General features: G+C 38.5%; 22 protein-coding genes and 2 tRNA genes. 19 read left to right on the top strand and 5 right to left on the bottom strand.

The features are described from left to right. Positions 1-134: 134 nt before the first annotated feature. Complete coding sequence (gene mscL, locus GQR93_RS08785) at positions 135-512, bottom strand: large-conductance mechanosensitive channel protein MscL (RefSeq protein ID WP_035444790.1); 378 nt, start codon at positions 510-512, stop codon at positions 135-137. 125 nt (positions 513-637) lie between these two features. Between mscL and GQR93_RS08780 the strand changes: the two genes are divergently transcribed. The 10 genes from GQR93_RS08780 (at position 638) to GQR93_RS08735 (ending at position 11,639) form a co-directional block, all read left to right on the top strand. Then, the gene (locus GQR93_RS08780) at positions 638-880 is read left to right on the top strand and encodes a hypothetical protein (RefSeq protein WP_225430296.1); all 243 of its coding nucleotides are present in this window, start codon (positions 638-640) and stop codon (positions 878-880) included. Positions 881-909: 29 nt separating this feature from the next. Next, complete coding sequence (locus GQR93_RS08775; RefSeq protein WP_003554419.1) at positions 910-2,769, top strand: S53 family peptidase; 1,860 nt, start codon at positions 910-912, stop codon at positions 2,767-2,769. Positions 2,770-2,786: 17 nt separating this feature from the next. Continuing rightward, positions 2,787-3,494, top strand: a complete 708-nt coding sequence (locus tag GQR93_RS08770; RefSeq protein ID WP_003554418.1) for a CPBP family intramembrane glutamic endopeptidase — start codon at positions 2,787-2,789, stop codon at positions 3,492-3,494. A gap of 20 nt (positions 3,495-3,514) precedes the next feature. After that, a complete protein-coding gene (locus GQR93_RS08765; protein WP_003554416.1) occupies positions 3,515-4,624 on the top strand; it encodes a DmpA family aminopeptidase in 1,110 nt (369 codons plus the stop codon). Then, positions 4,621-5,172 (top strand): C39 family peptidase, encoded by a 552-nt coding sequence (locus GQR93_RS08760; RefSeq protein WP_003554415.1) that lies wholly within the window; start codon positions 4,621-4,623, stop codon positions 5,170-5,172. Before GQR93_RS08765 ends, GQR93_RS08760 begins: the two co-directional genes overlap by 4 nt. 127 nt (positions 5,173-5,299) lie before the next feature. Then, on the top strand, positions 5,300-6,919 hold the full coding sequence (locus GQR93_RS08755) for a peptide ABC transporter substrate-binding protein (protein WP_003554414.1): 1,620 nt from the start codon (positions 5,300-5,302) through the stop codon (positions 6,917-6,919). A gap of 14 nt (positions 6,920-6,933) precedes the next feature. Further along, positions 6,934-8,019, top strand: a complete 1,086-nt coding sequence (locus GQR93_RS08750) for a dipeptide epimerase (protein WP_003554413.1) — start codon at positions 6,934-6,936, stop codon at positions 8,017-8,019. A gap of 291 nt (positions 8,020-8,310) precedes the next feature. Further along, complete coding sequence (locus GQR93_RS08745) at positions 8,311-9,201, top strand: C40 family peptidase (RefSeq protein ID WP_003554412.1); 891 nt, start codon at positions 8,311-8,313, stop codon at positions 9,199-9,201. Next, positions 9,198-9,950, top strand: a complete 753-nt coding sequence (locus GQR93_RS08740) for a serine hydrolase (RefSeq protein ID WP_003554411.1) — start codon at positions 9,198-9,200, stop codon at positions 9,948-9,950. Before GQR93_RS08745 ends, GQR93_RS08740 begins: the two co-directional genes overlap by 4 nt. 186 nt (positions 9,951-10,136) lie before the next feature. Further along, positions 10,137-11,639: an aldehyde dehydrogenase family protein gene (locus GQR93_RS08735; RefSeq protein WP_003554410.1), complete on the top strand. Its 1,503-nt coding sequence runs from the start codon at positions 10,137-10,139 to the stop codon at positions 11,637-11,639. 112 nt (positions 11,640-11,751) lie between these two features. Here GQR93_RS08735 and GQR93_RS08730 read toward each other — a convergent pair whose 3' ends face one another. Next, complete coding sequence (locus GQR93_RS08730) at positions 11,752-12,204, bottom strand: MarR family winged helix-turn-helix transcriptional regulator (RefSeq protein ID WP_003554409.1); 453 nt, start codon at positions 12,202-12,204, stop codon at positions 11,752-11,754. A 130-nt stretch (positions 12,205-12,334) separates the two neighbouring features. Between GQR93_RS08730 and GQR93_RS08725 the strand changes: the two genes are divergently transcribed. Beyond that, positions 12,335-13,033: a hypothetical protein gene (locus GQR93_RS08725; RefSeq protein WP_003554408.1), complete on the top strand. Its 699-nt coding sequence runs from the start codon at positions 12,335-12,337 to the stop codon at positions 13,031-13,033. 26 nt (positions 13,034-13,059) lie between these two features. Further along, a tRNA-Leu gene (locus GQR93_RS08720) sits at positions 13,060-13,143 on the top strand. Between the two features lie 145 nt (positions 13,144-13,288). On the opposite strand, the gene GQR93_RS08715 is transcribed toward GQR93_RS08720, so the two are convergent. Then, on the bottom strand, positions 13,289-13,603 hold the full coding sequence (locus tag GQR93_RS08715) for a SemiSWEET family transporter (RefSeq protein WP_003554407.1): 315 nt from the start codon (positions 13,601-13,603) through the stop codon (positions 13,289-13,291). 329 nt (positions 13,604-13,932) lie between these two features. On the opposite strand from GQR93_RS08715, the gene GQR93_RS08710 reads away from it, so the two are divergent. Further along, entirely contained in the window at positions 13,933-14,373 is a 441-nt protein-coding gene (locus tag GQR93_RS08710) for a universal stress protein (protein WP_003554406.1), read from the top strand. 133 nt (positions 14,374-14,506) lie between these two features. Here GQR93_RS08710 and GQR93_RS08705 read toward each other — a convergent pair whose 3' ends face one another. Next, entirely contained in the window at positions 14,507-14,755 is a 249-nt protein-coding gene (locus GQR93_RS08705) for a hypothetical protein (protein ID WP_003554405.1), read from the bottom strand. 222 nt (positions 14,756-14,977) lie between these two features. On the opposite strand from GQR93_RS08705, the gene asnB reads away from it, so the two are divergent. The 4 genes from asnB to GQR93_RS08685 are packed head-to-tail and all read left to right on the top strand — an operon-like array spanning position 14,978 to position 20,421. Then, on the top strand, positions 14,978-16,858 hold the full coding sequence (asnB, locus tag GQR93_RS08700; RefSeq protein ID WP_003554404.1) for an asparagine synthase (glutamine-hydrolyzing): 1,881 nt from the start codon (positions 14,978-14,980) through the stop codon (positions 16,856-16,858). A gap of 19 nt (positions 16,859-16,877) precedes the next feature. Further along, positions 16,878-18,422 (top strand): UDP-N-acetylmuramoyl-L-alanyl-D-glutamate--2,6-diaminopimelate ligase, encoded by a 1,545-nt coding sequence (locus tag GQR93_RS08695; protein WP_003554403.1) that lies wholly within the window; start codon positions 16,878-16,880, stop codon positions 18,420-18,422. Between the two features lie 6 nt (positions 18,423-18,428). Further along, positions 18,429-19,679: a carboxylate--amine ligase gene (locus tag GQR93_RS08690; RefSeq protein ID WP_159298743.1), complete on the top strand. Its 1,251-nt coding sequence runs from the start codon at positions 18,429-18,431 to the stop codon at positions 19,677-19,679. Positions 19,680-19,692: 13 nt separating this feature from the next. Next, positions 19,693-20,421, top strand: coding sequence for an aspartate/glutamate racemase family protein (locus GQR93_RS08685; protein WP_003554401.1), 729 nt, complete (start codon positions 19,693-19,695; stop codon positions 20,419-20,421). Positions 20,422-20,500: 79 nt separating this feature from the next. Here the strand turns inward: GQR93_RS08685 and GQR93_RS08680 are convergent, their stop codons facing one another. Continuing rightward, on the bottom strand, positions 20,501-20,839 hold the full coding sequence (locus tag GQR93_RS08680) for a YisL family protein (protein ID WP_003554400.1): 339 nt from the start codon (positions 20,837-20,839) through the stop codon (positions 20,501-20,503). A gap of 139 nt (positions 20,840-20,978) precedes the next feature. Between GQR93_RS08680 and GQR93_RS08675 the strand changes: the two genes are divergently transcribed. Next, positions 20,979-21,049: transfer RNA gene (locus GQR93_RS08675), tRNA-Gly, on the top strand. 315 nt (positions 21,050-21,364) lie between these two features. Beyond that, complete coding sequence (gene argS / locus GQR93_RS08670) at positions 21,365-23,056, top strand: arginine--tRNA ligase (protein ID WP_035444787.1); 1,692 nt, start codon at positions 21,365-21,367, stop codon at positions 23,054-23,056. Positions 23,057-23,105 lie beyond the last annotated feature (49 nt).

Raw genomic sequence — 23,105 nt, 5'->3', positions numbered from 1 at the left:
TTCTCGAATTTTTGACAGTATAAAGCTTTTCTAATAACTTAATTCTAGAACAATGGGGCTTGAAGCGCAATAAATTGGCGTTTCAAAGTCATTTGCGGATTTGCTCAATCCTGCACATGGAAGCCTCTAAGCTTTTATTTAATCTCTCGATTTTCATTCTTTAGTAGGTCTCTAATTTCTTCAAGAAGAAGCTCTTTCTTGTCAGGAACAACTTTAGCTGGTTCTTTTTTAATAACTCGGTTGATGACTTTGATGATTACGAAGACAACAAAAGCAATGATTAAAAAGTTGATAATCGAATTAATAAAGGCACCATATTTGAAAGTAGCCCCTCCAACTTTAACCATTAGATTGGATAGATCGATTTGGCCCAAGAATAGGCCGATAAATGGATTGATTAAATTGGTTGTCAGTGACGTCACAATAGCAGTAAAAGCACCGCCAATAATGACACCAACAGCTAAGTCAATAACGTTTCCACGAGAAATAAACGCTTTAAATTCTTTCAACAATTCCTTCACCTCCAGGTTAAGCTTGTGTTATTGTATTTACATCAATTATACTTGACCAAGAACACGTGTACAAACTACGGCTACGGAAACGGTCAATTTAATAAATGAGGATGTTTAATTTGAACATGAAAAAAAGTATTAGCATTATTTTAGTGTTTATTGTCTTAATCATAGCAGGGGCTTTTTATTTGACCCGCGGTATGACATGGTCGTCGCTTGAATTTGTCATGATATGGGTCGGTGCAATTATTGCAATGCATGTGGTCATTACACCTTTAGTTATTTCGATTGTTCGTGCGAGGGATCAAAGAAAAGCAGCCGAAGAAGAAGCTGCCAAACAACAATCAGGCAATATTTCCAAAGATTAATTAAAACTGTCTGAATCAAGGAGAAACAGATGCAAAAACAAACGCTGAAAAAATTAATAGCCATGGTTACTTTTGTGTTGGCCTTTACCATACTGATTGGTGTTACTAATGGGACTCCTGTATCAGCAAAATCCTCAACAACAAATGTTTCTGGTTCTAAACAACAATTAATTGACATTGTATTGAAACCTAAAAGTCAAAAAAAATTAGACCAGTTTGTGTATCAGTCGGTTGATCCGACGAGTACCAATTATCGAAAATTCGTTAGTTCCGGTCAATTTGCTTCAAAGTTTGGACAATCAACAAAAAATATTCAAAAACTTCGTCAATACTTAAAAAAATATCATTTGAGGACTGAAGTATACCGAGGGAATCTGGTAATGGCTGTTAAGGGATCGACCAGAAATGTTCAAAAAGCTTTTAAAGTGAAACTTGTGATGGTATCCAAAAACAAGATCAGATATCAAAAAGCAACTAAAAAGCCGACTGTACCGAAATCAGTTTCCAAATCAGTACTTGCGATTATGGGATTGTCAAGTTATTCGACAGTTTCAAAGAGTTCACGGGAATTTCGGCCGTCGTCTTTATACAATAGGGCTGCAACGACTCTTAGCCAGGGAGAAATTGCAAAACATTATTCTCCTTCAAAATTCGTTAATCGTTATGGTATTTCGCAGCTTTATAACAATGGGTCAACCGGTCGGAGCAAGACGATTGGCATTATTTCGTTTGCCAACTATCATCCAAGTGATGCTTATCGGTATTGGAACGGCATGGGGATTGATGTCAAATCAAGCCGGCTAAGTAATTATCGGACTAATGGCTATAAGGGGTCATGGAACGGGTATAACGAAACAACGATTGACGTTGAACAGGCAGGGGCAATTGCACCAGATAGTAATATTCGAACATACATAGGTAAATCGGATATCACAGGAATGGTGAATTCACTTGCTGCCGCCGTTGGACAAAATGTTGTTGACGTTTTATCCCTCAGCTGGGGGCAAAGTGAAGCTCAAGTTGCTTATGAAATTAAGCAGGGAGTTACCCCTGCAAAATATAATCAAATTATGAACCTGCTGTTTGAGCAGGCTGCCGCCCAAGGCATTAGTGTTTTTGCGGCTAGTGGTGATAATGGTGCGTATGATGGGATTTCCGGCGGTAATACATCTCTTAGCGTCGATACACCCGCCAATTCGCCGTATGTTACCGCCGTCGGTGGGACAACGTTGCCTCGGACGTATACAGTTAATAAGCAGACGGTAAAGATTGAAAAAGAACGCGCTTGGGCGTCTGAGTTTCTATATCCTAATTATAAAAGTCAAAAATTTTTGGGGTTTGAAGATTGGGTAGAAACCTTCTTTGCAGGAGGAGGTGGCGGGTTTAGTAAGTATAACGCAGTGCCTAAATATCAATCAGGGTTCAGTGGTATCGGTACCTATGATGCGACTAGACTGTGGTCTTTTAAAAATGGTAAAGCAAAACTGCTCGATACGCCTGTTAATATAAGTGGTAAGAGCCAGGGGCGCAATGTACCTGATTTGTCAGCAAATGCCGATCCAAATACGGGTTACTCTATCTTTATTACGCCTAAAAAGGATTCTTCCGCGACAGGTGAATGGGAAATATCAGGTGGTACCAGTGTCGTAGCGCCACAAATCGCAGCCGCAAGCGTTTTAATGTCAAATAATTCGGCTGGTAGACTTGGCTTTTGGAACCCTCAAATTTATCGCTTTGCGTCTCAATCCAACTCTCCTTTTACAGTGTTGGATAGTCGGACAAATAACACAAACTTGTATTATACAGGTCAGCCCGGTAAACGATATAACCAGGCAACGGGTTTGGGAACAGCTGATTTCAGTAAATTAGATAAACTATTTAATTCATAAAAATCTGGGAGGATTAAATGGACGATAATAAAAGATTAAAAGCAGGAGATTATTTTGAACGTATCGGTATCTTTGTTGGATTAGTGATTATTGTGATATTCGTGCAATTCCCACTATCATTTATCATGATGGGGCATTTTTCACAACTGGTTAACAATATCATTGCAGTGATATATATATTAGGGTTCATCCTTGCAATTGCAGTTGCTGGATATTTTTATCGAAAATATGCGCATCCTCAAAAAATGTCATTAACAAGTCGAGATATTTCGATGATCTTTATTGCTTACGTGTCCTTCTTTGTTGTACAAATCGGCTTAGGGCTATTAAATCAGGCAATTTATCATCAAAGTTCAACAGCTAATAACAAGATTATTTATCAATATATGAATACGAACCATCTGACATTAATTTTGATGGGGTTCACGGCTGTCTTTTGTTCACCGATTCTGGAGGAATTAGTATTTCGCGGTTTTTTAATCGGTTCAATGTTTACAACAAATACCCGGGTTGCTGCAGTGATTGTCAGTGGTGTCTTATTTGCCTTTCCACATATGGAAGATTTCAATGTGATCAGTTTCTTGACATACGCAATATTAGGCGGCACCTTAGCGTATTTGTACGTTAGAACTAAGAACATAAAAGTGCCAATCGGGTTACATTTTTTAAATAATTTGATTGCGATGGGCATGATGCTGGCGCAAATTGTATTAAATAGTCGTTGAGCTAATGGGAGGCAACTAAGATGGGACTTCAAGTGCCGCTTTTAAATGATGTATCGCAAGGAATCAAGGGAAAACTTAATTTAATAACGGATGTTTCCGGTGTAAAAGTGGGTCAGATTACCATTAATGATGGTGATGTCCACACTGGAGTTACCGCCATATTGCCACATACAGGTAATGTGTTTCGAAGTAAAGTTCCGGCGGCGTCATATGTGATTAACGGTTTTGGCAAAAGTGTTGGTTTGGTTCAAATTGATGAACTGGGCACAATTGAAACACCGATTGTATTGACAAACACATTTGGCGTTGGAACTGCAATTAACGCTTTAACAAAGCGGATGCTGACTCAAAATATTGAAATCGGTGATACTACTAGTACGGTGAATCCGGTTGTGGCAGAATGCAATGATGGTGATGTATCAAATATTCGAAAAATGTATTTGAGTGAAGATGATGTGTATAGTGCGTTGGACGCGGCAGCCGATCAATTTGAGGAGGGGGCCGTTGGCGCAGGCCGGGGTATGATGTGTTATGACTTGAAAGGTGGCATAGGGTCATCTTCAAGAATTGTTAAAATTGATGACCAACATCAATATACGGTTGGCGCTTTGGTGATGACAAACTATGGTTATTTAACTGATTTCGTTGTGAATGGCGCCCCAGTAGGACAACCACTTGCACAGATGCTTGCGGCCGATAAAGAAAAAGAAGAAAAGGGATCGATTATTACCATTCTTGCAACAGATGCACCACTAAATTCACGTCAACTAAAGCGGATGGCCAAACGGGCAACTGTCGGTATTAACAGAACAGGTGGTTTTATTGGAAACGGTAGCGGTGAAATTGTTTTTGCTTTTTCGACGACCAATTTGGTTGAACATTTTTCTGAGAACCAGTTTGATAAAGTGATTCGGTTTAATGATAATAAAATTGACTTATTTTTCAGGGCAACGGCGGCTGCTGTCGATGAGTCCGTTTTAAGTTCCTTGGTACATGCAAAATCTGTTGTAGACCGAAAGGGACGCTTGCGCCTAAGCTTGATTGATGCAGCAAAAAAACTAGAAGAAAGCCAGCCTCGATTTACAGAAATGCTTGATATGATGTTCAAACAATTAGGGGTGGCAAAATGACTCAGCGCGTTTTACTTGGAGTAGAAAACATCAGCCAACTATCGTGGGGCGCAATTAACGGTTGTGAAGCGGCCAGCTTGTTAGAAGGGTTTCATTTTAATCGTGAAGCCGTGGAAGTTAGTTATGGCAAATTTTTATTGGATATGCCAATCAGTCAGGATGGCAATCCTTATCATGGTTTTGGCGGCTCTCCCTTTAAAAACCAGTCTGGAAAGTTTGAAGCGATCTTTACCCGTCCTTTGATTGAATGGGGTCGAAAATATGGGAGACTTAGGGATTTAAGCGGCGCTGATTCCAGTTGGTTATTTGACGAGGTTCAAAAGGGCCATCCTGTTTTAACATACGTAACGGTCCATTTCGAACAGCCAAAATGGGAAAAATATCCTTTTGGGCTGGTACCTGTGAATAATCACGCGGTCATTTTAGATGGTTTTGATCAAAATCGGGTTCATGTGAGTGATCCGATTGATGGAAAATATTGGATGGCCAAAGAAAAATTTGAGACAATCTACTATTCCCGTAAGATGGCGGTTTCACTAACTAAATAAATATGTAACAAAACCAGGCTTGATGAAAAATTCATTAAAAAAGCCTGTTTTTTTATAATATTTATGCTAAATTAGACTTTAAGTTAGGTTCGTTAAGAATCTCACATATTTTGAGGAGTGATTTATAATGCATATATCTCGTAACATATCGGTGTTAGCGAGTGTCGCTGGCATTTCACTGATTCTTGTTGGATGTGGTCAAAATTCCAGTCAACAAAAGAAGACGATTACAACGTCTACTGATTCTGAATTGACAACGGTTGATCCTTCCAAAACAACGGCTGTTGGGACTTTCAACGTTTTGAATAACGTTGATGAAGGGTTATTCCGTTTGGGTAAAGACAGTAAGGTCGAACCTGGAATTGCAACGTCCTCTACGGTTTCAAAGGATGGTAAGACGTATACGTTTAATCTTCGGAAAAATGCTAAGTGGAGTAACGGTGATCCTGTCACTGCCCAAGACTTTGTTTATTCGTGGCGAAGAACGCTTAACCCTAAGACGGCTTCGCAGTATGGCTATCTATTTTCGGGCATTAAGAACGCGGATAAAATTCAAGATAAAAAAGCTGCCGTTTCGTCACTTGGCATTAAAGCTAACGGAAAATATAAGCTGACGGTGACATTGGAGCAACGAATTCCATACTTTAAATTGTTAATGGGCTTTCCAGTCTTTTTCCCACAAGATTCGAAAACGGTTAATAAATATGGAAATAAATACGGGACTTCATCCAAGACACAGGTTTACAATGGTCCGTTTACCTTAACTAAATGGACAGGAACAAACCTAAGTTGGACACTAAAGAAAAACAATCATTATTGGGATAAGAAAAACGTCAAACTTGATAATGTGAAGTTCAGCGTTGTTAAGGATCCATCAACCGGATTGAACTTGTTTAACGAAGGTAAGCTGGATATGGCTCAGTTGTCCGCAACCCAATCTAAGCAAATGAATAATAAAAAGGACCTTGTTTCACGTCAGCAATCTTCTAATTATTACATTGCTTTTAATCAAAAAATTAAAGCTTTCAAGAACCTGAAAATTCGTCAGGCCATGTCAATGATTATTAATCGACCAATGTTAGCTGATAAAGTTGTTGCAGGTGGTGCCATCAGTAATGATAGCTTCGTGTCTAAGGGACTGGCAGTATCACCGAAAGATGGGACTGATTTTACGAAAGACGTCACTGCTCCGGCTTCTATGAAATATAATCCAACCAAAGCCAAGCAACTCTTTAAACAAGGTTTGCAGGAGGTAGGTCTCAAGTCACTTCACTTTACGTTGTTAAACTCTGATACTTATGATCAAAAACAATTAAGTGAGTATTTACAAAGTGCACTTGAAAAATTGCCGGGACTTCATGTGACATTAAATAATATTCCGGGACGTGTCATCCTATCACGACAAGCGGATCATCAATTCCAAGCTACGGTTGCTAATTGGTTTGCGGATTTTTCGGATCCAATTACGTTCCTGAATATTTTAACGTCGACTAATCCAAGCAATATTTCGCGCTGGAAGAGTGCGCAATATGATAAATTAATCGATGCAAGTAATAATGATGATGGTGGTAATGCGCAAGCCCGTTGGGATGATATGGTCAAGGCCCAAAACCTTGCATTGAATGATCAAGCTATAATCCCACTTTATCAGTCTGGTGAAAAATGGATGATCAAATCAAGCGTAAAGGATGTCGTTTACAATACGGCCGGCGCAAACTATAATTTTAAGAATGCTTATATCAAGTAAGGAGGCAGCTATTCGTGGCACCGGTCATTAAAAAAATTGAGATCAGTGAGGCGGCAGTTCCTCTAAAAAGACCGTTTGTAACCGCTCTAAGGACGGTTACAACTGCTCGGACACTCATTGTAAAGGTGGAAGACAGTAGCGGCCTGATAGGCTTAGGAGAGGCTGCACCGACACCTGTTATCACTGGTGATAGTGTGTCGAGTATTAAAGAAGCAGTTAATGAAATCATTGGACCAAAACTAATTGGAAAATCTTTAGTAAATTCCGAAGATATTAAGGCCACAATTGACCAATCAATGGTTCATAACTCAAGTCCAAAGGCTGCATTAAACATTGCGGTTAATGATTTAATTGCCCAGCACTATCAGGTTCCTTTGTATCAACTGTTGGGAGGACATACCGACAGAATTCAAACCGATTACACAGTCAGTGTCGGGACAACCGACAAAATGATTGCGCAAGCTAAAGAATTAATGAATGCCGGTTTTTCAACTTTAAAAATTAAGGTTGGCAGTGACTCGGAATCTTCAGATGTTGAAAAAGTTGCGGCCATTCGAAAAGCGGTTGGTCCATCGATCAATATTCGGTTGGATGCGAATCAAGGATGGCATCATAAACAGGCTGTATCGGCAATTAATCAAATGGCGAAGCTGGGCTTGGATATTCAGTTGGTGGAACAGCCGGTTGCTGCTACGGATTTTGAAGGGATGGCTTACGTCACTCAGAATACGCAAACATTAATCATGGCAGATGAAAGTATTTTTTCCGTTCAGGATGCACAACGCTTGATTTCAATGAACGGCTGCGATTTGATTAATTTAAAGTTAATGAAGGCTGGTGGCATCGATAATGCCTTGAAGATCAATACGCTTGCCGAGACAGCCGGTATACCCTGCATGGTTGGTAGTATGATCGAGTCATCTGTTTCGGTAACGGCTGCTGCACATTTAGCCGCTGCAAAAGAAAATGTGAAATACGTGGATCTTGATGCGTCAATGATGTTTTCCAGCAATCCCGTTAAGGGTGGTATATCCAATAAAGCTAATCAAATTTTCTTGCCGCATTTTGCTGGACTTGGATTTGCACAACTGTCAAAATAATTGGTTTTTAACGGCAAAAAATTTTGAATCAATTTATATCAAAATATAAAGGGTAAAGTTGTTCATTTAATGTAACTATTGAATGATTTAGCTGTACTCGCGTGTTTCTATACGGATAAATAATTGATTTTTTTATGGGAAGTTGGGTCGAAATTATTTTTGATCCAATTTTTTAATTTGCTTATGATTATCTATTTGGATAAAACAGGCTCAATTGGTCCAGGAAGTCGAACTTATTTATTGAAAGTCAAATTCGTGGTATCATAATAAAAAACGAATGGGGGTGTCACGGTGGAAACAAGACGTGTTAAAGTACCTGTGGCAACTATCTGGAAGTCAAAAAGTGCACCGCGTCCGGTCGATGAACCGGCCTTAAATGGTGATGGTAAGAAATGGGTTGCTCAAATGAGTAATGAGCAATCTGTAAAGCTCAGTGACGATGACCTTTTGGAGACCCAGGCATTGTTTAATGATGAATTGATTATTGATCATTTTGATGGCGATTGGGCAAAAGTCTTTGTCAGCAATCAGAAGGATGACTCGGATTCAAGAGGATATCCTGGATGGGTACCAACAAAGCTGTTGAGTGACCAGCAAATTACCTATCCGCCAGTTACGTCGACAGTTCGAGTTGCTGTCAAGACTGCACAATTGTATGATGCAAATAAAAAGCCGTTGATAGAAATTAGTTTAGGGACAATTTTACCTGAAATAGGCATCGATGGTAATTATCTTGAAGTTGCAACACCTTTAGGCAAGGCGTACCTTGATAAACAAGCATCAATTTTACCTGTTGCGGGTCAAAATTCCGGTGAAACAATGGTTGAAATGGCTCGCCAATTTCTCGGCATGCGTTATCTTTGGGGCGGCATCAGTTCTTACGGATTTGATTGCTCGGGACTGGTTTATAGTATGCATCGGGTCTTAGGATTTGATATTCCAAGAGATGCTGATGATCAACGTGAGGGCGGAATGCCGGTTGCACCAGAAGCTATTTTACCGGGAGACCTGGTATTCTTCGGCTATGATCATGGGCGTGGCTATGTCCATCATGTGGGCATGTATATAGGTGAAGGTAAAATGATTGAATCACGGACACCTGGAAAAACGATTGATATTGCAAGCTTAACTGAGCCCAAATTTGCTTCTGAATTTGCAGGCTTTCGGAGATATTGGCGATGAGTAAAGATGAGTTTCAGCTAATTCAAAATTTAGTCTCAAAAGCTCCTGAAACAACTGGTTTGATTATCAAAGTTAATCATGAGCAAAGGCTGGCCGTTAATGCAAATAAAGCATTTCGGTCGGCTTCTTTGATTAAACTGGCTATCTTAAATGATGTATTGGATAGTCATTTTGATTTGGATAAAGAAATTCATGTACGGAGGGATAAATTAGTTGGCGGGGCCGGTGTTTTACAGCTTCTTTCCGAAAGAACATTCCAATTGAAAGATCTTCTGGCTTTGATGATCAGTGTTTCTGATAATTCAGCTACTAATTTGGTTATTGCCCATATTGGAATGGAGCATGTTAATCAATACTTGTCTAAAATGGGATTTTATAAAACCCGTCTTAATAGGTATTTGATGGATACAAGTGCTTTGGAAAGTGGGAAAGACAACTATACAACACCTGCCGAAAGTCAAAGGCTGTTAGAAATGGCCATTACTAATCATCCAATGACAAAGACCTGGTTTTTGAATCAACAATTCCGATATAAGCTACCCGGTGATTTTGATGAGACAGGTAATGGCATTCAAGTTTATAATAAAACCGGTGAAGGTTATCAGATTGATCATGATGTAGCAGAATTTGTATATGGCAATAAGTTGATTTCCATTGCGTTATTAACATTTGGCTCAAGAAGTAGAATGAACACAATCCGGTTGTTTAATGACGTTGGGAAATTAGGTGCTGATTTTATTAGTCGCTAGTTTGCTTTTTCTTTACACCTTTATTTTTCATTCCCTTTTAAGCGGCACAAAAACTTTTTGAGAAATGACTTGTTAACAATTTTGAAAAATGATAGCATAAAAGCCAATTAATGTTAGATTATCTAACGTCAATTGGCTATTTTTATCAGTGTCATAATTAATCATTTGGAAAGTAGGCTGATATGGATGCAAAATTTTGCAACGAAGACGGAATTTAAGGGTAATTACATCGATGGACGTTGGCAACCAGCTCATTTTGGTGATAGAAGGCAAGTATATAATCCGGCAACCGGTGATCTTATTGGCGAAGTTGCTGAGAGTAGCGTTAGTGATGCCCGAGAAGCGATTGCAGCGGCAAAGAAATCTTTTTATCAAACACGTGAATGGCGTGATTCAGATACACAAGCCCGGGCTGATATGATATATAAAATTGCTGAGAAGGTTAATGAGAATCGCGAAGAGTTGGCATATTTGGATACCATTGATAATGGGAAGCCTCTAAGAGAAGCACAAGGGGATGTGGACGATGCCTATCATTGTTTCTTGTATTACGCAGGCTTAATTAAGGCGCCAAGTGGTGGTAGTTATGGTGTGAATGACGGTTTTGGTAAAATGCATTCATATATGGTTCATGAACCGGTTGGCGTTTGTGCCCAGATTGTTCCCTGGAATTATCCCTTGTTAATGGGTGTTTGGAAGTTGGCACCAGCTTTAGCGGCAGGAAACAGTGTCGTTTTCAAGCCAAGCGAAATAACACCTCTTTCTACTGTTAGATTATTTGACATTTTCGACGAAGTTGGTCTTCCTGCAGGCACTGCAAATTTGGTGATTGGCACTGGTGAAAGAGTTGGTGCTGAACTGGCACGTAGTCAAGATGTTGACATGATCACGTTTACAGGTAGTACAACTGTTGGACGGTCAATCATGCGATCAGCCGCTGATAACGTTAAAAAGATTGGTTTGGAACTTGGTGGTAAGTCTCCTAACATTATTTTTAGTGATGCTGATTTTGAAGGCGCAATTGAATGGGCGATGTTGGGTATCTTTTTAAATCAAGGCGAGATTTGTTCAGCGGGATCAAGAATTATTATTGAAGAAAGCTTGAAAAATAAATTTGTTTTAAAACTAAAAGAACGTGCTGAGGCGCTAACGATCGGTAATGGGCTTGATAATCCCGACATGGGTCCGCTTGTTTCCAGGCATCAAATGAGGCGGGTTTTGGAATATATTCAAATTGGAAAGGATGAAGGCGCTAAATTGGTTTGTGGCGGTTATCAACTAACCAATACACCCTATGATCTTGGGAACTTTATTGCGCCGACTATTTTTGACGATTGCACTTCAAGTATGAAGATTGTTAAAGAAGAAATTTTTGGCCCAGTCGTGACAATTCAGACTTTTCGAAACGAACAAGAAGCCATTAAATTAGCAAATGATACGCAATATGGACTTGCAGGAGCCGTTTTCACAAAAGATGGTGCCAAGGCACTTCGAGTGATTAAGGAAATCCGTGCAGGCATTACATGGATAAATTGTTACAACCCAACATTTAACGAAGCTCCTTGGGGTGGCTATAAAATGAGTGGTATTGGGCGTGAACTGGGTGAAGATGGTCTTCTAGAGTATCAAGAAACAAAACAAATTAATATCAATTTAAATCCTGGACCAGTGGGATGGTATATACATTAGGCATTGTTTGTAAATAGCAAAATAACTAAAAAACGCTTCGAATGGCAGTCCCTGCTAGTAGTAGGAATGAACCGATTCGAAACGTTTTTATTGGTAAAAATATTAAACTTAATTATTTGTCTGCATTGTTGTATGAATCAAGATGTTCATCCAGCATTGTTAGGGCAGTTGTACAATCTTCAATTTGTTCATTGGACAGTTGCAGTAAATCTTGACAACTGTTAACACGATCATAGACAGTATCTCGTTGCTCCAGTGCCTTATCGGTTAATTGAATAATAACCGTTCTTTCATCTTGAGGGCTTCTAGTCCGAGTGATCCATCCATGACTTTCAAGTCGTTTTAACAAAGGTGTTAAAGTGCCACTATCCAGATGAAGATGTTTACCGATCTTCTTAACGGACATTGGTGCGTTTTCCCAAAGGGTTAACAAAGCAATGTACTGTGGGTAGGTTAAGTTGAAAGGTTTTAAGGCGTCTTGGTAAAACTTATTGAATTTTTTATTGGCAGTATAGATCTGAAAACATAACTGGGTGTCAAGTCTGATTGGTTGTGTTTCTGGCATTTGGTTCAACTCCGTTCACGTAGTGTATAATAACATTGTAAATTATTTTGTTTTAAAAGCAAGGCATTTATTTTAACAACGATTAAATTGTAGTCGATTATCTAACTTGGTCAAGGGGGATTTTTACATAATGCAAATGAGCAAAATTAGATTCAGCACATGGCTTTGTGTTATTAGCGTTATTTCTATGATTGGATATTTAGGTTATTATGGGTACTGGCTTTTTAAAGGTCAGCCAAAGTTTTCAAACCAATCACTGCTGCTAATTGAGGTTGGCATTGGCATTATAATTGCAATGTTACCCTTCTTCATTGAATGGGTTGGCCATTTTTATTTTCCACAAGTGGAATTAATTTTCTTTTACATTTTCCTATACATGTCTATCTTTCTAGGGTCGGGTTTGCAATTCTATGGTGTTCAATATTGGGACAAATATGAACATATCTTATCTGCAATTATGCTGGCTGGTTTAGGATATGCTATTTTTCAGGGTATTTCTCGATCAAAAAGGAATGCCTGGGATATGCCATTTTTGATGAGTCTGTTTTCATTTACATTTGGCGTTACATGTGGTGTCTTTTGGGAATTTTATGAGTTTACAGCAGATGGCCTTGCCGGATTGAATCTCCAGCGGTATGAAGCTGCAGGTCGGATGCTGATTGGTAGAGCAGCACTTATGGATACAATGACTGATTTGATTTCCGATGTAGTTGGGGCACTGTTAATGGCAGTTATTGGATATCTTTTGATGAAGAGAGATCCTAATGCAAGCCGATTTTTGGTATTTCGATCAAAACGTCAAAATATCTTTTCAAGTTACAACTTTTAGTGTAAAATAAGATATGTTGTTTTGTTGCCCCAATGGCGGAACTGGCAGACGCGCAGCGTTCAGGTCGCTGTTTGAGTAATCAAGTACAGGTTCGAATCCTGCTTGGGGCATATTGATAACGTATTGAAGATTTTTTTAAAAGAGGATCCCGTTAAACCAACGTTTAGCGAGATTCCTTTTTTAATTAACACTAGAAAACATAAAAAGAGCGGTTGGACAAAATTTAGGTTTGTCACAACCACTCCATCATGCTTATCAATGAATGTAAACTGTCAGTACTGTTATCATTCCGAAAATGACGCCGGGGACGTTAGATATAATGACTGGCCAATCTTTATAAGTTTTAAACCAACCATATCCGACCCATAAAATGGCATTTACCATGGCTACAAGCGGCTGAATCGGAGAAACCGGATGACCAGAAAAGTTAGCTATGATTTCTGGGATATAAGAAACATACATCGAAATGCAGGTGAAGGTTGCTATTTTGCCTAATAGTTTGATCTTTTTGACATGATTGGGATTAAGGGCTTTTTCCCCTTCTGGATATTTTGAAGTATCGAAACGCATGTTGTATTCTCCTCCTTCGTAAATTGCTTTTAACTAATAATCTATTGCCATTTAAAAAAGTTTTTCTAAATATTGATGTCTCACTTTAGCGACAATTGTTTGCTAGAATATCATGTTATTGTATTTATTTTTAATTCTTTAGTCATATTTAAAGACTTCTTAATGATTAACAATGCCATTTTTCTAGAAAAATGAAGAATCGTTGTAATCACCTTCTATTGTGATTAATTGTATAATTTAAGCCCTACTAATTGCTTTTATTTAATAAAAACAGCATTATAATAATTGTAGAGACGTTGATTACGCTTACACAGAAAGGATGAGACACGATGTATGAACACATTCTTGTACCACTTGATGGTAGTCGTAACTCGAAGCAGGCACTCGAAGAAGCAATTAGTTTGGCAAAAAAGTTTGATTCAAAGCTGAGTTTGTTAACAGTTATTAATAATACAAACTTTTATTATGGTGCAGGTGCGGCGGGGATGCCACCCAGCATGTATGATGACCAGAAGAAGATGGCTGATAAGATATTAAACGATGCTAAAAAATATGTTGATGAGCAGGGAGTCTCATATGAAACATCGGCAGATATTGGTAATCCCAAAAACATTATTGCGCATATTTATCCCGATCAACATGGGATAGACTTGATTGTGATTGGTAAGTCTGGGGTGGACGCTTTAAATCGATTACTAATTGGTTCAACGACTGCTTATGTTGTCAGAAATGCAACGACCAAAGTATTGGTTGTTAACACTAAAGACTAGTCAGATTGACAATGCGGTTCATTTAAGAGCGGATTATTGAATGTTTTAAATAAAGAGCATCTATCAAACATTTGAATGAAAAATGTTTGATAGATGCTCTTTATTTAAAAACAAAAGGATTTTAAACGAATGATTAAAGTTTATCAGAAACACGATACGGTTTTTCATTTGATTTGGAATCTGTACTGGTTTCATTACTGTGCGTTATCGCGTCATCAGCAAGGAAAATATCAAATGATTGATTGTTCGTTCCATGAACAACCAACACTTTTTTGTCAGCTTCTTGTTTTTGTTTATAAATTTGTGCAGTTTTCACAGCTTCATTATGGTCATGAAAATTACCAATTGAGTCCCCCGGGTTAAAGAATACTATTTCATCCATAGGTACCGCTCCCTTCAATGCTTTTTCATACTCTTAAAACCAGTATAACTTATATTGGTGGTAAAATGAAATTCAAAGCCGGTTTGTTTGCATTGTGACGCCGGTTTTTTAAGAAAACATTATACTACTGGTAGCTGTGGCCGTTATCTGATAAAATAAAAACCGTTATGTTCGGTATTTAAGGCTAACAAAGTTAGATTTACAACAAAAGGGGAATTGATTATGTGTGGATTTGTTGGTTATGTTAACCAAAAAGATGTTCCTGAAGGTACAATTAATGACATGGCAGACAGAATTAAGCATCGTGGTCCGGATGACGAGGCTTATTTTGCAGACGAAAACGTATCAATGGGATTTCGACGACTTTCCATCATTGATTTAGCCCACGGCCGTCAGCCGATGTTCAATGCTGACCAGACAAAGGTACTAACTTTTAATGGTGAAATATACAATTACAAAGAAATTCGAGAAGAACTTCGTGATCTTGGATACGAATTCAAGACCGATGTTGATTCTGAAGTTTTAGTTTATGGGTATGAAGAATGGGGACCAGCACTTCTTGATAAATTAAGAGGAATGTTCGCGTTCGTTATTTATGATAAAAAAAATAATGAAGTATTTGGTGCAAGAGATCATTTTGGCATTAAACCCCTTTATTACTATGACGATGGAGACACATTCCTTTGGGGATCTGAAATAAAAGCTTTTCTCGAGCATCCGAATTTTAAAAAGGAACTCAATTTACGCCTCTTGCCAATCCATTTGAGCTTTGAGTTTATTCCTTCAAGAGAAACGATGTTTAAGAACGTTTATAAATTGCTCCCCGGTCAATATTTCCTTCATAAAGATGGCAAGACCGAAACACATCGTTACTATAAATTCAATTATGATCATATTGATAACAGTCAAACAATTGAAGGCGATGCTGATAAAATTCAAAAGATTGTTGATGATTCGGTTAAGGCCCACATGATTGCGGATGTTGAAGTCGGTAGCTTCTTATCAAGCGGTATTGATTCAAGTTATGTATTAAATGAAGCAGCAAAGCTTAAGCCAATTCAATCGTTTTCAATTGGGTTCCATCATTCTAAATATAGTGAATTGGCATGGTCGACAGAATTTGCCAAGACAATTAAACAAAAGAACACCCCGATTTACATGGATGGCGATGATTACTTTAATTTCCTGCCAACCATGATGTATTACATGGATGAGCCACTGTCTAATCCAGCAGCAATTCAACTTTATTATTTGTCAAAAGAGACTTCTAAACACGTTAAAGTTGCATTGTCAGGTGAAGGCGCCGATGAGTTCTTTGGTGGCTACAATACGTATTTGGAATCGATTCCTTTTGACCGTTATCAAAAATATGTACCGAAACCGGTTAGAAAAGGACTGGCTGCTGTTGCCCGTAAATTGCCTCGTTTCCATGGTAAACGTTTCTTGGTTAGAGGGGCACAGCCCTTGAGCGAACGATACTACCGGGTTAATTACGTCTTTAATTATGATGATCGCAGCAAAGTGCTTAAAGATCCTTCAATTAATGTTGATTCCGGTTCTTATACCAAGCACATTTTTGATGATGTCGCTGGTAAGGATGAGATGACACAGATGCAGTACTTTGATATTAATACCTGGTTGCCATACGACATTTTACACAAAGCTGATCGAATGAGTATGTGTAATTCATTAGAGGTTCGAGTACCTTTGGTTGATAAAAAGGTTGCTGAGTTTGCTTCTACAATGCCGGTTAAGACTCGAATTACACCTGAAGAGACTAAGATTGCGTTGAGAACGGCTGCTGAGCGAGAGATGCCTAAAAAGACTGCTTTAAAGGAAAAATTAGGTTTCCCTTCACCAATTGCCAGTTGGATTAATGATCCGAAATATCATGAACGGATTGTTCATGAATTCCATTCAGATACAGCCAAAAAGTTCTTTAACGTTGATCAGTTGGATTTCCTACTTAAGCAACATGCCGAGGGTAAGTCCAATATGCAAAAGATTTTTACGATCTATACGTTTATCTTGTGGTATCAAATTTACTTCCCTGAAGATACCACTGAAGACACAGTTAAATTGGTTCACCGTACCAAGATTTAGAATTTGATTAGAATGGAAGGTGCATAAATTGGCACAAATTACTGTTGATGAAGTGTTAATGCTTCTTAAGGAACATGATTTACTAGTCAAGAGTCAATTTAGTCGCTTGGACCAAAGTTTCCAATCAGTTGCCTACAATTCTAAAGTTGTTTCTGATAATTGTTTGTTTTTTTGTAAGGGAAACTTTCGAGAAGCGTATTTGGCAGACGCCCAGCAACGTGGTGCCAGTGGATACGTTTCAGAAAAGCAATATCATAATGTCACTATTCCAGGAATCATCGTTAAAAATATCCAAAAATCAATGTCGCTGCTAAGTGCGGCATTTTTTGGGTTTCCGCAGAATAACTTACCAACGATTGCATACACTGGAACAAAAGGTAAGACGACATCTGCCTACTTTACCAAATCGATACTGGATAAGGTTTATGATCGAAAAGTGGCATTGTTTTCCACAATTAATACGGTTGTTGGAAATAAGTCTGAAGATGTGATTAAATCCAGTTTGACAACGCCGGAGTCTTTAGATTTGTTTACAAACATGAATAAAGCAGTTCAGAACAACATGACTCATTTGATTATGGAGGTTTCTTCACAGGCATATAAAAAGCAGCGGGTTTACAACCTTCATTATAATGTCGGCGTTTTCTTGAATATCTCACCAGACCATATTGGTCGAAATGAACATCCGACGTTTGCCGACTATTTACATTGTAAGGAACAATTGTTGGTTAATTCAAAAAAGTGTGTCATCAATGCTGATAGTGATCATATGGTGGACGTTTACTATACTGCAAAAGCTACCAGTCAGCCCGAAGATATTTTTGTGTATCATCGTAAAGGGTCGACAATGAACGAACAATTGCCTAAAGATTTTGAATATCAGTCGCTTGCTGATTCATTAAGTGAGAATAAAATTCAACTTATTTCTGTTAGTGATAAAGCAAAACGACTTGGAATAGATGGTACTTATGAAATCAGCATTGCTGGTGATTACAACGAGGGTAATGCCGTTTCTGCAGCTATTACAAGTGCTATGATGGGAGCGCATCCAACAGAGATTGAATATGGATTGTCTCATACGACGGTTCCGGGTCGAATGGAAATTTATTCAACAAAGCAACATGGCACAATTTATGTTGATTATGCGCATAACTATGGCAGTTTGCATTCAGTTCTGGATTTTCTTAAAAAGCAGTCGCCGGACGGAAACGTGATTGTTATTACGGGAAGTACAGGAGACAAGGGAATTGACCGTCGTGAGGGGCTGGGAAAGGCAATTAATGAATCAGCCAACGTAGCTTATCTGACAACGGATGACCCGGCAACTGAAGACCCCAAAGTAATTGCGGATGAAATTGCGGCTCATATTGATCCAGCACGCGTTAAAACAAGTTACATTGCTGACAGAACGTCTGCTATCCAAAAAGCCGTTTTGGAAAGTAAACAGGGAGATCTGGTTGTTGTGGCCGGCAAGGGTCATGATGCCTTTCAAAAAATTAATGGAAAAAATGTGCCGTATGCGGGCGATGCGACAATAGTAGCAAATTTAGTGAAAGGACTATGACTTTAAATGACTAATCAAAGCACCGACTTCACCCCAGTTTTATTAGGCAGTGATTTTAATGTCTATGGTATGGCTCGAAGCTTGTACGATATTTATGGCAAACCGGTTAAAGCGTTTGCCGAGGTAAGTTTGGCACCAACCCGGTATACGAAAATCGTTGATTTGGAATTGATCCCTGGATTCAGTGAAGATCCGGTTTGGATTGACGAGATGAAGAAAATCAAAAAACGATATGCTGATCATAAGGAACCTGTTATTTTAATTGGTTGTGGCGATGGTTATGCTGAACTTATTTCAAAACATAAGGCAGAACTCGAAGACGTTTTTGTATGCCCATATGTTGATTATGAAATGCTTCGGAATTTGAACAACAAAGAGAATTTTTACAAGATGTGTGATAAGTATGACTTGCCATATCCAAAGACAAAGATCATCACAAAAGCGATGTATGAGTCTGGTGATGAAATAACACAACCCTTTGGATATCCGGTTGCGCTCAAACCTGCAAATAGTGTTGAGTGGCTTGATATTCATTTTGAGGGACGTAAAAAGGCATTTATTATTCAAAATGAAGCAGAATTTAAAGACGTTGTCGCAAAAAGTTATACTAACGGTTATACGTCGGATTTCATTCTTCAAGATTTCATTCCTGGGGATGACAGTCATATGCGGACATTAAACGTCTATGTTGATAGGAATCATCAAGTCAAGTTGATGTGTTTGGGACACCCGTTGTTGGAAGATCCTGCACCGGCAGCAATTGGGAATTATGTTGCAATTATTCCTGAATATAATCAAGATATCTATAATCGGGTTCAGAAATTTTTGGAAGAGATTGAGTTTACCGGTTATTGCAATTTCGATATTAAATTTGATACACGTGATCAATCTTATAAGTTGTTTGAAATTAATTTGCGGACCGGAAGAAGCAGTTTCTTTGTGACCCTTAACGGCTATCACCTTGCCGATTGGATTGTACAGGATTATGTTTATGATTCATTGACAGATCAACAAACGGTTTATGCAAATAAAGATAAACAGCATTATTTCCTTTGGTTAGGCGTAACACCAAAGATTTTTGAAAAGTATGCAAAGGAAAACGACGTAAAAAAACATGCCATGCAATTAATTGATGAAGGTCGCTATGGTGATACATTTTGGTACGCTAAGGATAAAAGTTTAAAGAGGTTTGCGTTATATAAATGGATGATGCATAACTATGTTAAAGACTATAAACGTTACTTTGTCGCCAAATAAGGACTGAAATTAAATGAAAAACTTTTTTACGATTATTGGTGGAATGGGAACTGAGGCTACAGAACTTTTTATCCATATTCTAAATGAACGAACACCTGCCAAAAAAGACCAGGAGTATTTAAATTATATATTGGTTAACCATTCAACCATTCCTGATCGAACTGACTATATCTTGGACCATAGTAAGCCCAACCCATTTATTCCGTTGGCCGAAGATATTAAGCAGCAGAGTCAATTGGATCCAGACTTTTTCGTTATTCCGTGTAATACTGCTCATTACTCGTTTGACGATCTTCAGGCGTTGACCAGTGTTCCGATTTTGCATATGCCCAGGGAGACTGTGAAGGACATTAAACATGATGTTCCCAGTGCAAAGCGAGTCGGGCTGATTGCGACACGTGGAACCCTTCATGATGGTATATATGATCGGGAGATTCGCCATGCGGGCTATGATTTGGTAAAGCCTGACGAAAAAACGGCTAACCAGACAATGGAATTGATCTACGATGATATCAAAGAAAAGAATCAGGTTGACGGTGATCTGTATCATCAAATCCTGTCGACAATGGTTAATAAGTTTTCCTGTGATGTTGTTATTCTTGGTTGTACTGAACTATCCGTTGCTCAACAGCGGGCAGGCGATCATTCATTTCCAGTGATTGACGCACAAACGGTATTAGCAAAGAGAACAATTGAATTGGCACTAAAAAATCGAGGAGTTGCTGATAAGCAACTGGATTAAAAAGCTCCAAAAATCGGCTGCAATAGTTTCATAAATTAATTAATTGCATAGTTTATGCAAAAGTAAAACGGTCAGCTTTTTAAAAGTTGACCGTTGTTTGTATGCCCGCACCGATGACTCCCAAAATGATGAGAATCCAAAGTAAGCGGGGTGTGTAATTAATTTCCTGTTTTCTGCCGTATGCTGTTTCGGATAAAGCAATGATAATCAGCGTTATTATGGCACCAATTCCAACTAATAGTGGATGGCGATGGAATGAGCGCAGTCCAATGACAACTTGGCTGATAACAATCATCCAATAAAATAACCGAGAGATCATCATAGAATCGATGACCCGTTTTTTAATATTTCGAGTAAGTCCCCAAATAAAATTAATAAGTAAAATTGCCCAACACACGTAATTGAGTGTAATCCACATTCCGCGATCACCCCTTTAATATTAAGTATCTTTAATTTGTAAGAAAATTGCAATTGTTTTTCATTTTCTTTATAGATAAAAAATGTTTATGACAAAGGCCCGCTGGCATGATATAATATTTATTAGTTATTCTTGACATGCGGGTATAGTTTAGTGGTAAAATCCAAGCTTCCCAAGCTTGTGTCGCGGGTCCGATTCCCGTTACCCGCTTCGTACAAAGTATGATGTACGATCCAGGTGGTTGTTGTATTTGTTGACAAGTTAGTGACAACAAGTTAACATACATCTGGTACATGATGATTATTCAATAATAAAAGAGGAGTAGTTGGTTAATTAAGTAATGAGCGATTCCGGGATGGTGAAAGCCGGAATACTTATCCAACGAAGCGTGCTTTTTAGAATACTAAATTAAAATAAATTGAGCGGATATTTATATCAATTAGAGTGGTACCGCGGGGTTACTCGTCTCTTACAATTTTTTGTTGTAAGGGATTTTTTGTATAGATATCTATGGAGGGAACAGCAATGGATTACAAAGCACAAGTTACTAATTCAATTCTTAGCGTTTTAAACGATGAACTTTCATCAGCAGAAGTGTACGAAAAGTTGGAACAACCGAAGTCACTATCGATGGGCGATTTAGCATTTCCAGCCTTTTCGCTGGCCAAAGTTTTTCATAAAGCACCAAACCAGATAGCTGCGGATTTGGTTTCAAAAATTGACCAGACATCTTATGAAAAAGTTGAAGCAAAGGGCGCATACATTAACTTCTTTTTGGACAAGGGTAAGTTTAGCGGACAGGTTTTAACAACTATCATTGAAGAAGGCTCAACTTATGGTCAAAATGATAATGGTAAAGGCGGTAATGTTCCGATTGACATGTCATCGCCTAACATTGCAAAGCCTATTTCAATGGGACACTTGCGTTCTACCGTTATCGGTAATTCAATTGCAAAATTACTTGTTAAAAATGGATATCATCCAATCAAGGATAACCATTTGGGGGATTGGGGAACCCAATTTGGTAAGTTGATTGTTGCTTATAAGAAGTGGGGCAATGAAGATGACGTCAAAAAAGACCCCATCAATAATTTGGTTAAGTATTATGTCAAATTCCATAAAGAAGATAAGGAACATCCCGAACTCGATGACGAAGCTCGGGAAACTTTCAAGAAATTGGAAGATGGCAATGAAGAGGAAACCGAGCTTTGGAAATGGTTCCGCCGGGTATCTTTGGAATCATTCAATAAAATTTATGACAAATTAGGCGTTACTTTCGATACGTTTAATGGGGAAGCCTTTTATAACGATAAAATGGATGAAGGTATCCAAATTTTGAAGGATAAGGGTCTTTTAGTTGAATCACAAGGCGCCCAGGTTGTTAAGCTGGATAAGTATAAGTTGAATCCAGCTTTGATCCTTAAGAGTGATGGGGCAACACTTTATATCACCCGTGATATTGCGACTGCCATTTATCGTGACCGCACATACAAACCAGCCATGAACTTATATGTGGTTGGTTCAGAGCAAACCTATTACTTTAAGCAATTAAAGGCCGTTTTACTCGAAATGGGATTACAGTCAGCTGAAAATCTTCATCATATCCCATTTGGTTTGATTACAGTCAATGGCAAAAAATTATCGACTCGTTCTGGAAGAATCATTCTTTTAGATGAAGTTCTTGACGATGCAATTAATCTTGCGAAAAAACAAATTGAGGCCAAAAACCCTGATTTGGAAGATAAAGATGAAGTTGCCAAGGAAGTTGGCGTTGGCGCTATTATCTTTGGTGATTTAAAGAATGAACGAACTAACAATATTGATTTTGTTTTGGAGGATCAACTTAAATTCGAAGGTGAGACTGGTCCTTATGTTCAATACTCGCATGCGCGTGCTGAGAGCATTCTTAAGAAGGCTTCATCCATTGACTTCCACACCACTGACAAAGAACTGGACGATCCTGCTGCATGGGAAACTGTTACGGCTTTGAATGAATTCCCACATGTTGTGGAAAGTGCATGCAAAGACTTTGAGCCTTCTGAAGTTGCTAAATACTCACTGAAGTTGGCAAAAGCCTTTAATAAGTATTATGCTCATTCAAAGGTATTGGTTGAAGATGACAAATTAGGTGCCCGTTTGGCATTAGTTAAATCAGTTTCGATCGTGCTTAAGGAATCTTTGAATCTGTTGGGTGTTAAAGCACCGGACGCAATGTAATTTTAAAAAATAAACGTGAGGTTGGGACAAAAATCAGTTTGCCCTGCCT

The organism is Lentilactobacillus hilgardii, assembly GCF_009832765.1.
Lineage (GTDB): Bacteria > Bacillota > Bacilli > Lactobacillales > Lactobacillaceae > Lentilactobacillus > Lentilactobacillus hilgardii.
The sequence above is the reverse complement of the archived record's forward strand: the minus strand, read 5'-3'. Positions and strand labels throughout refer to the sequence as shown.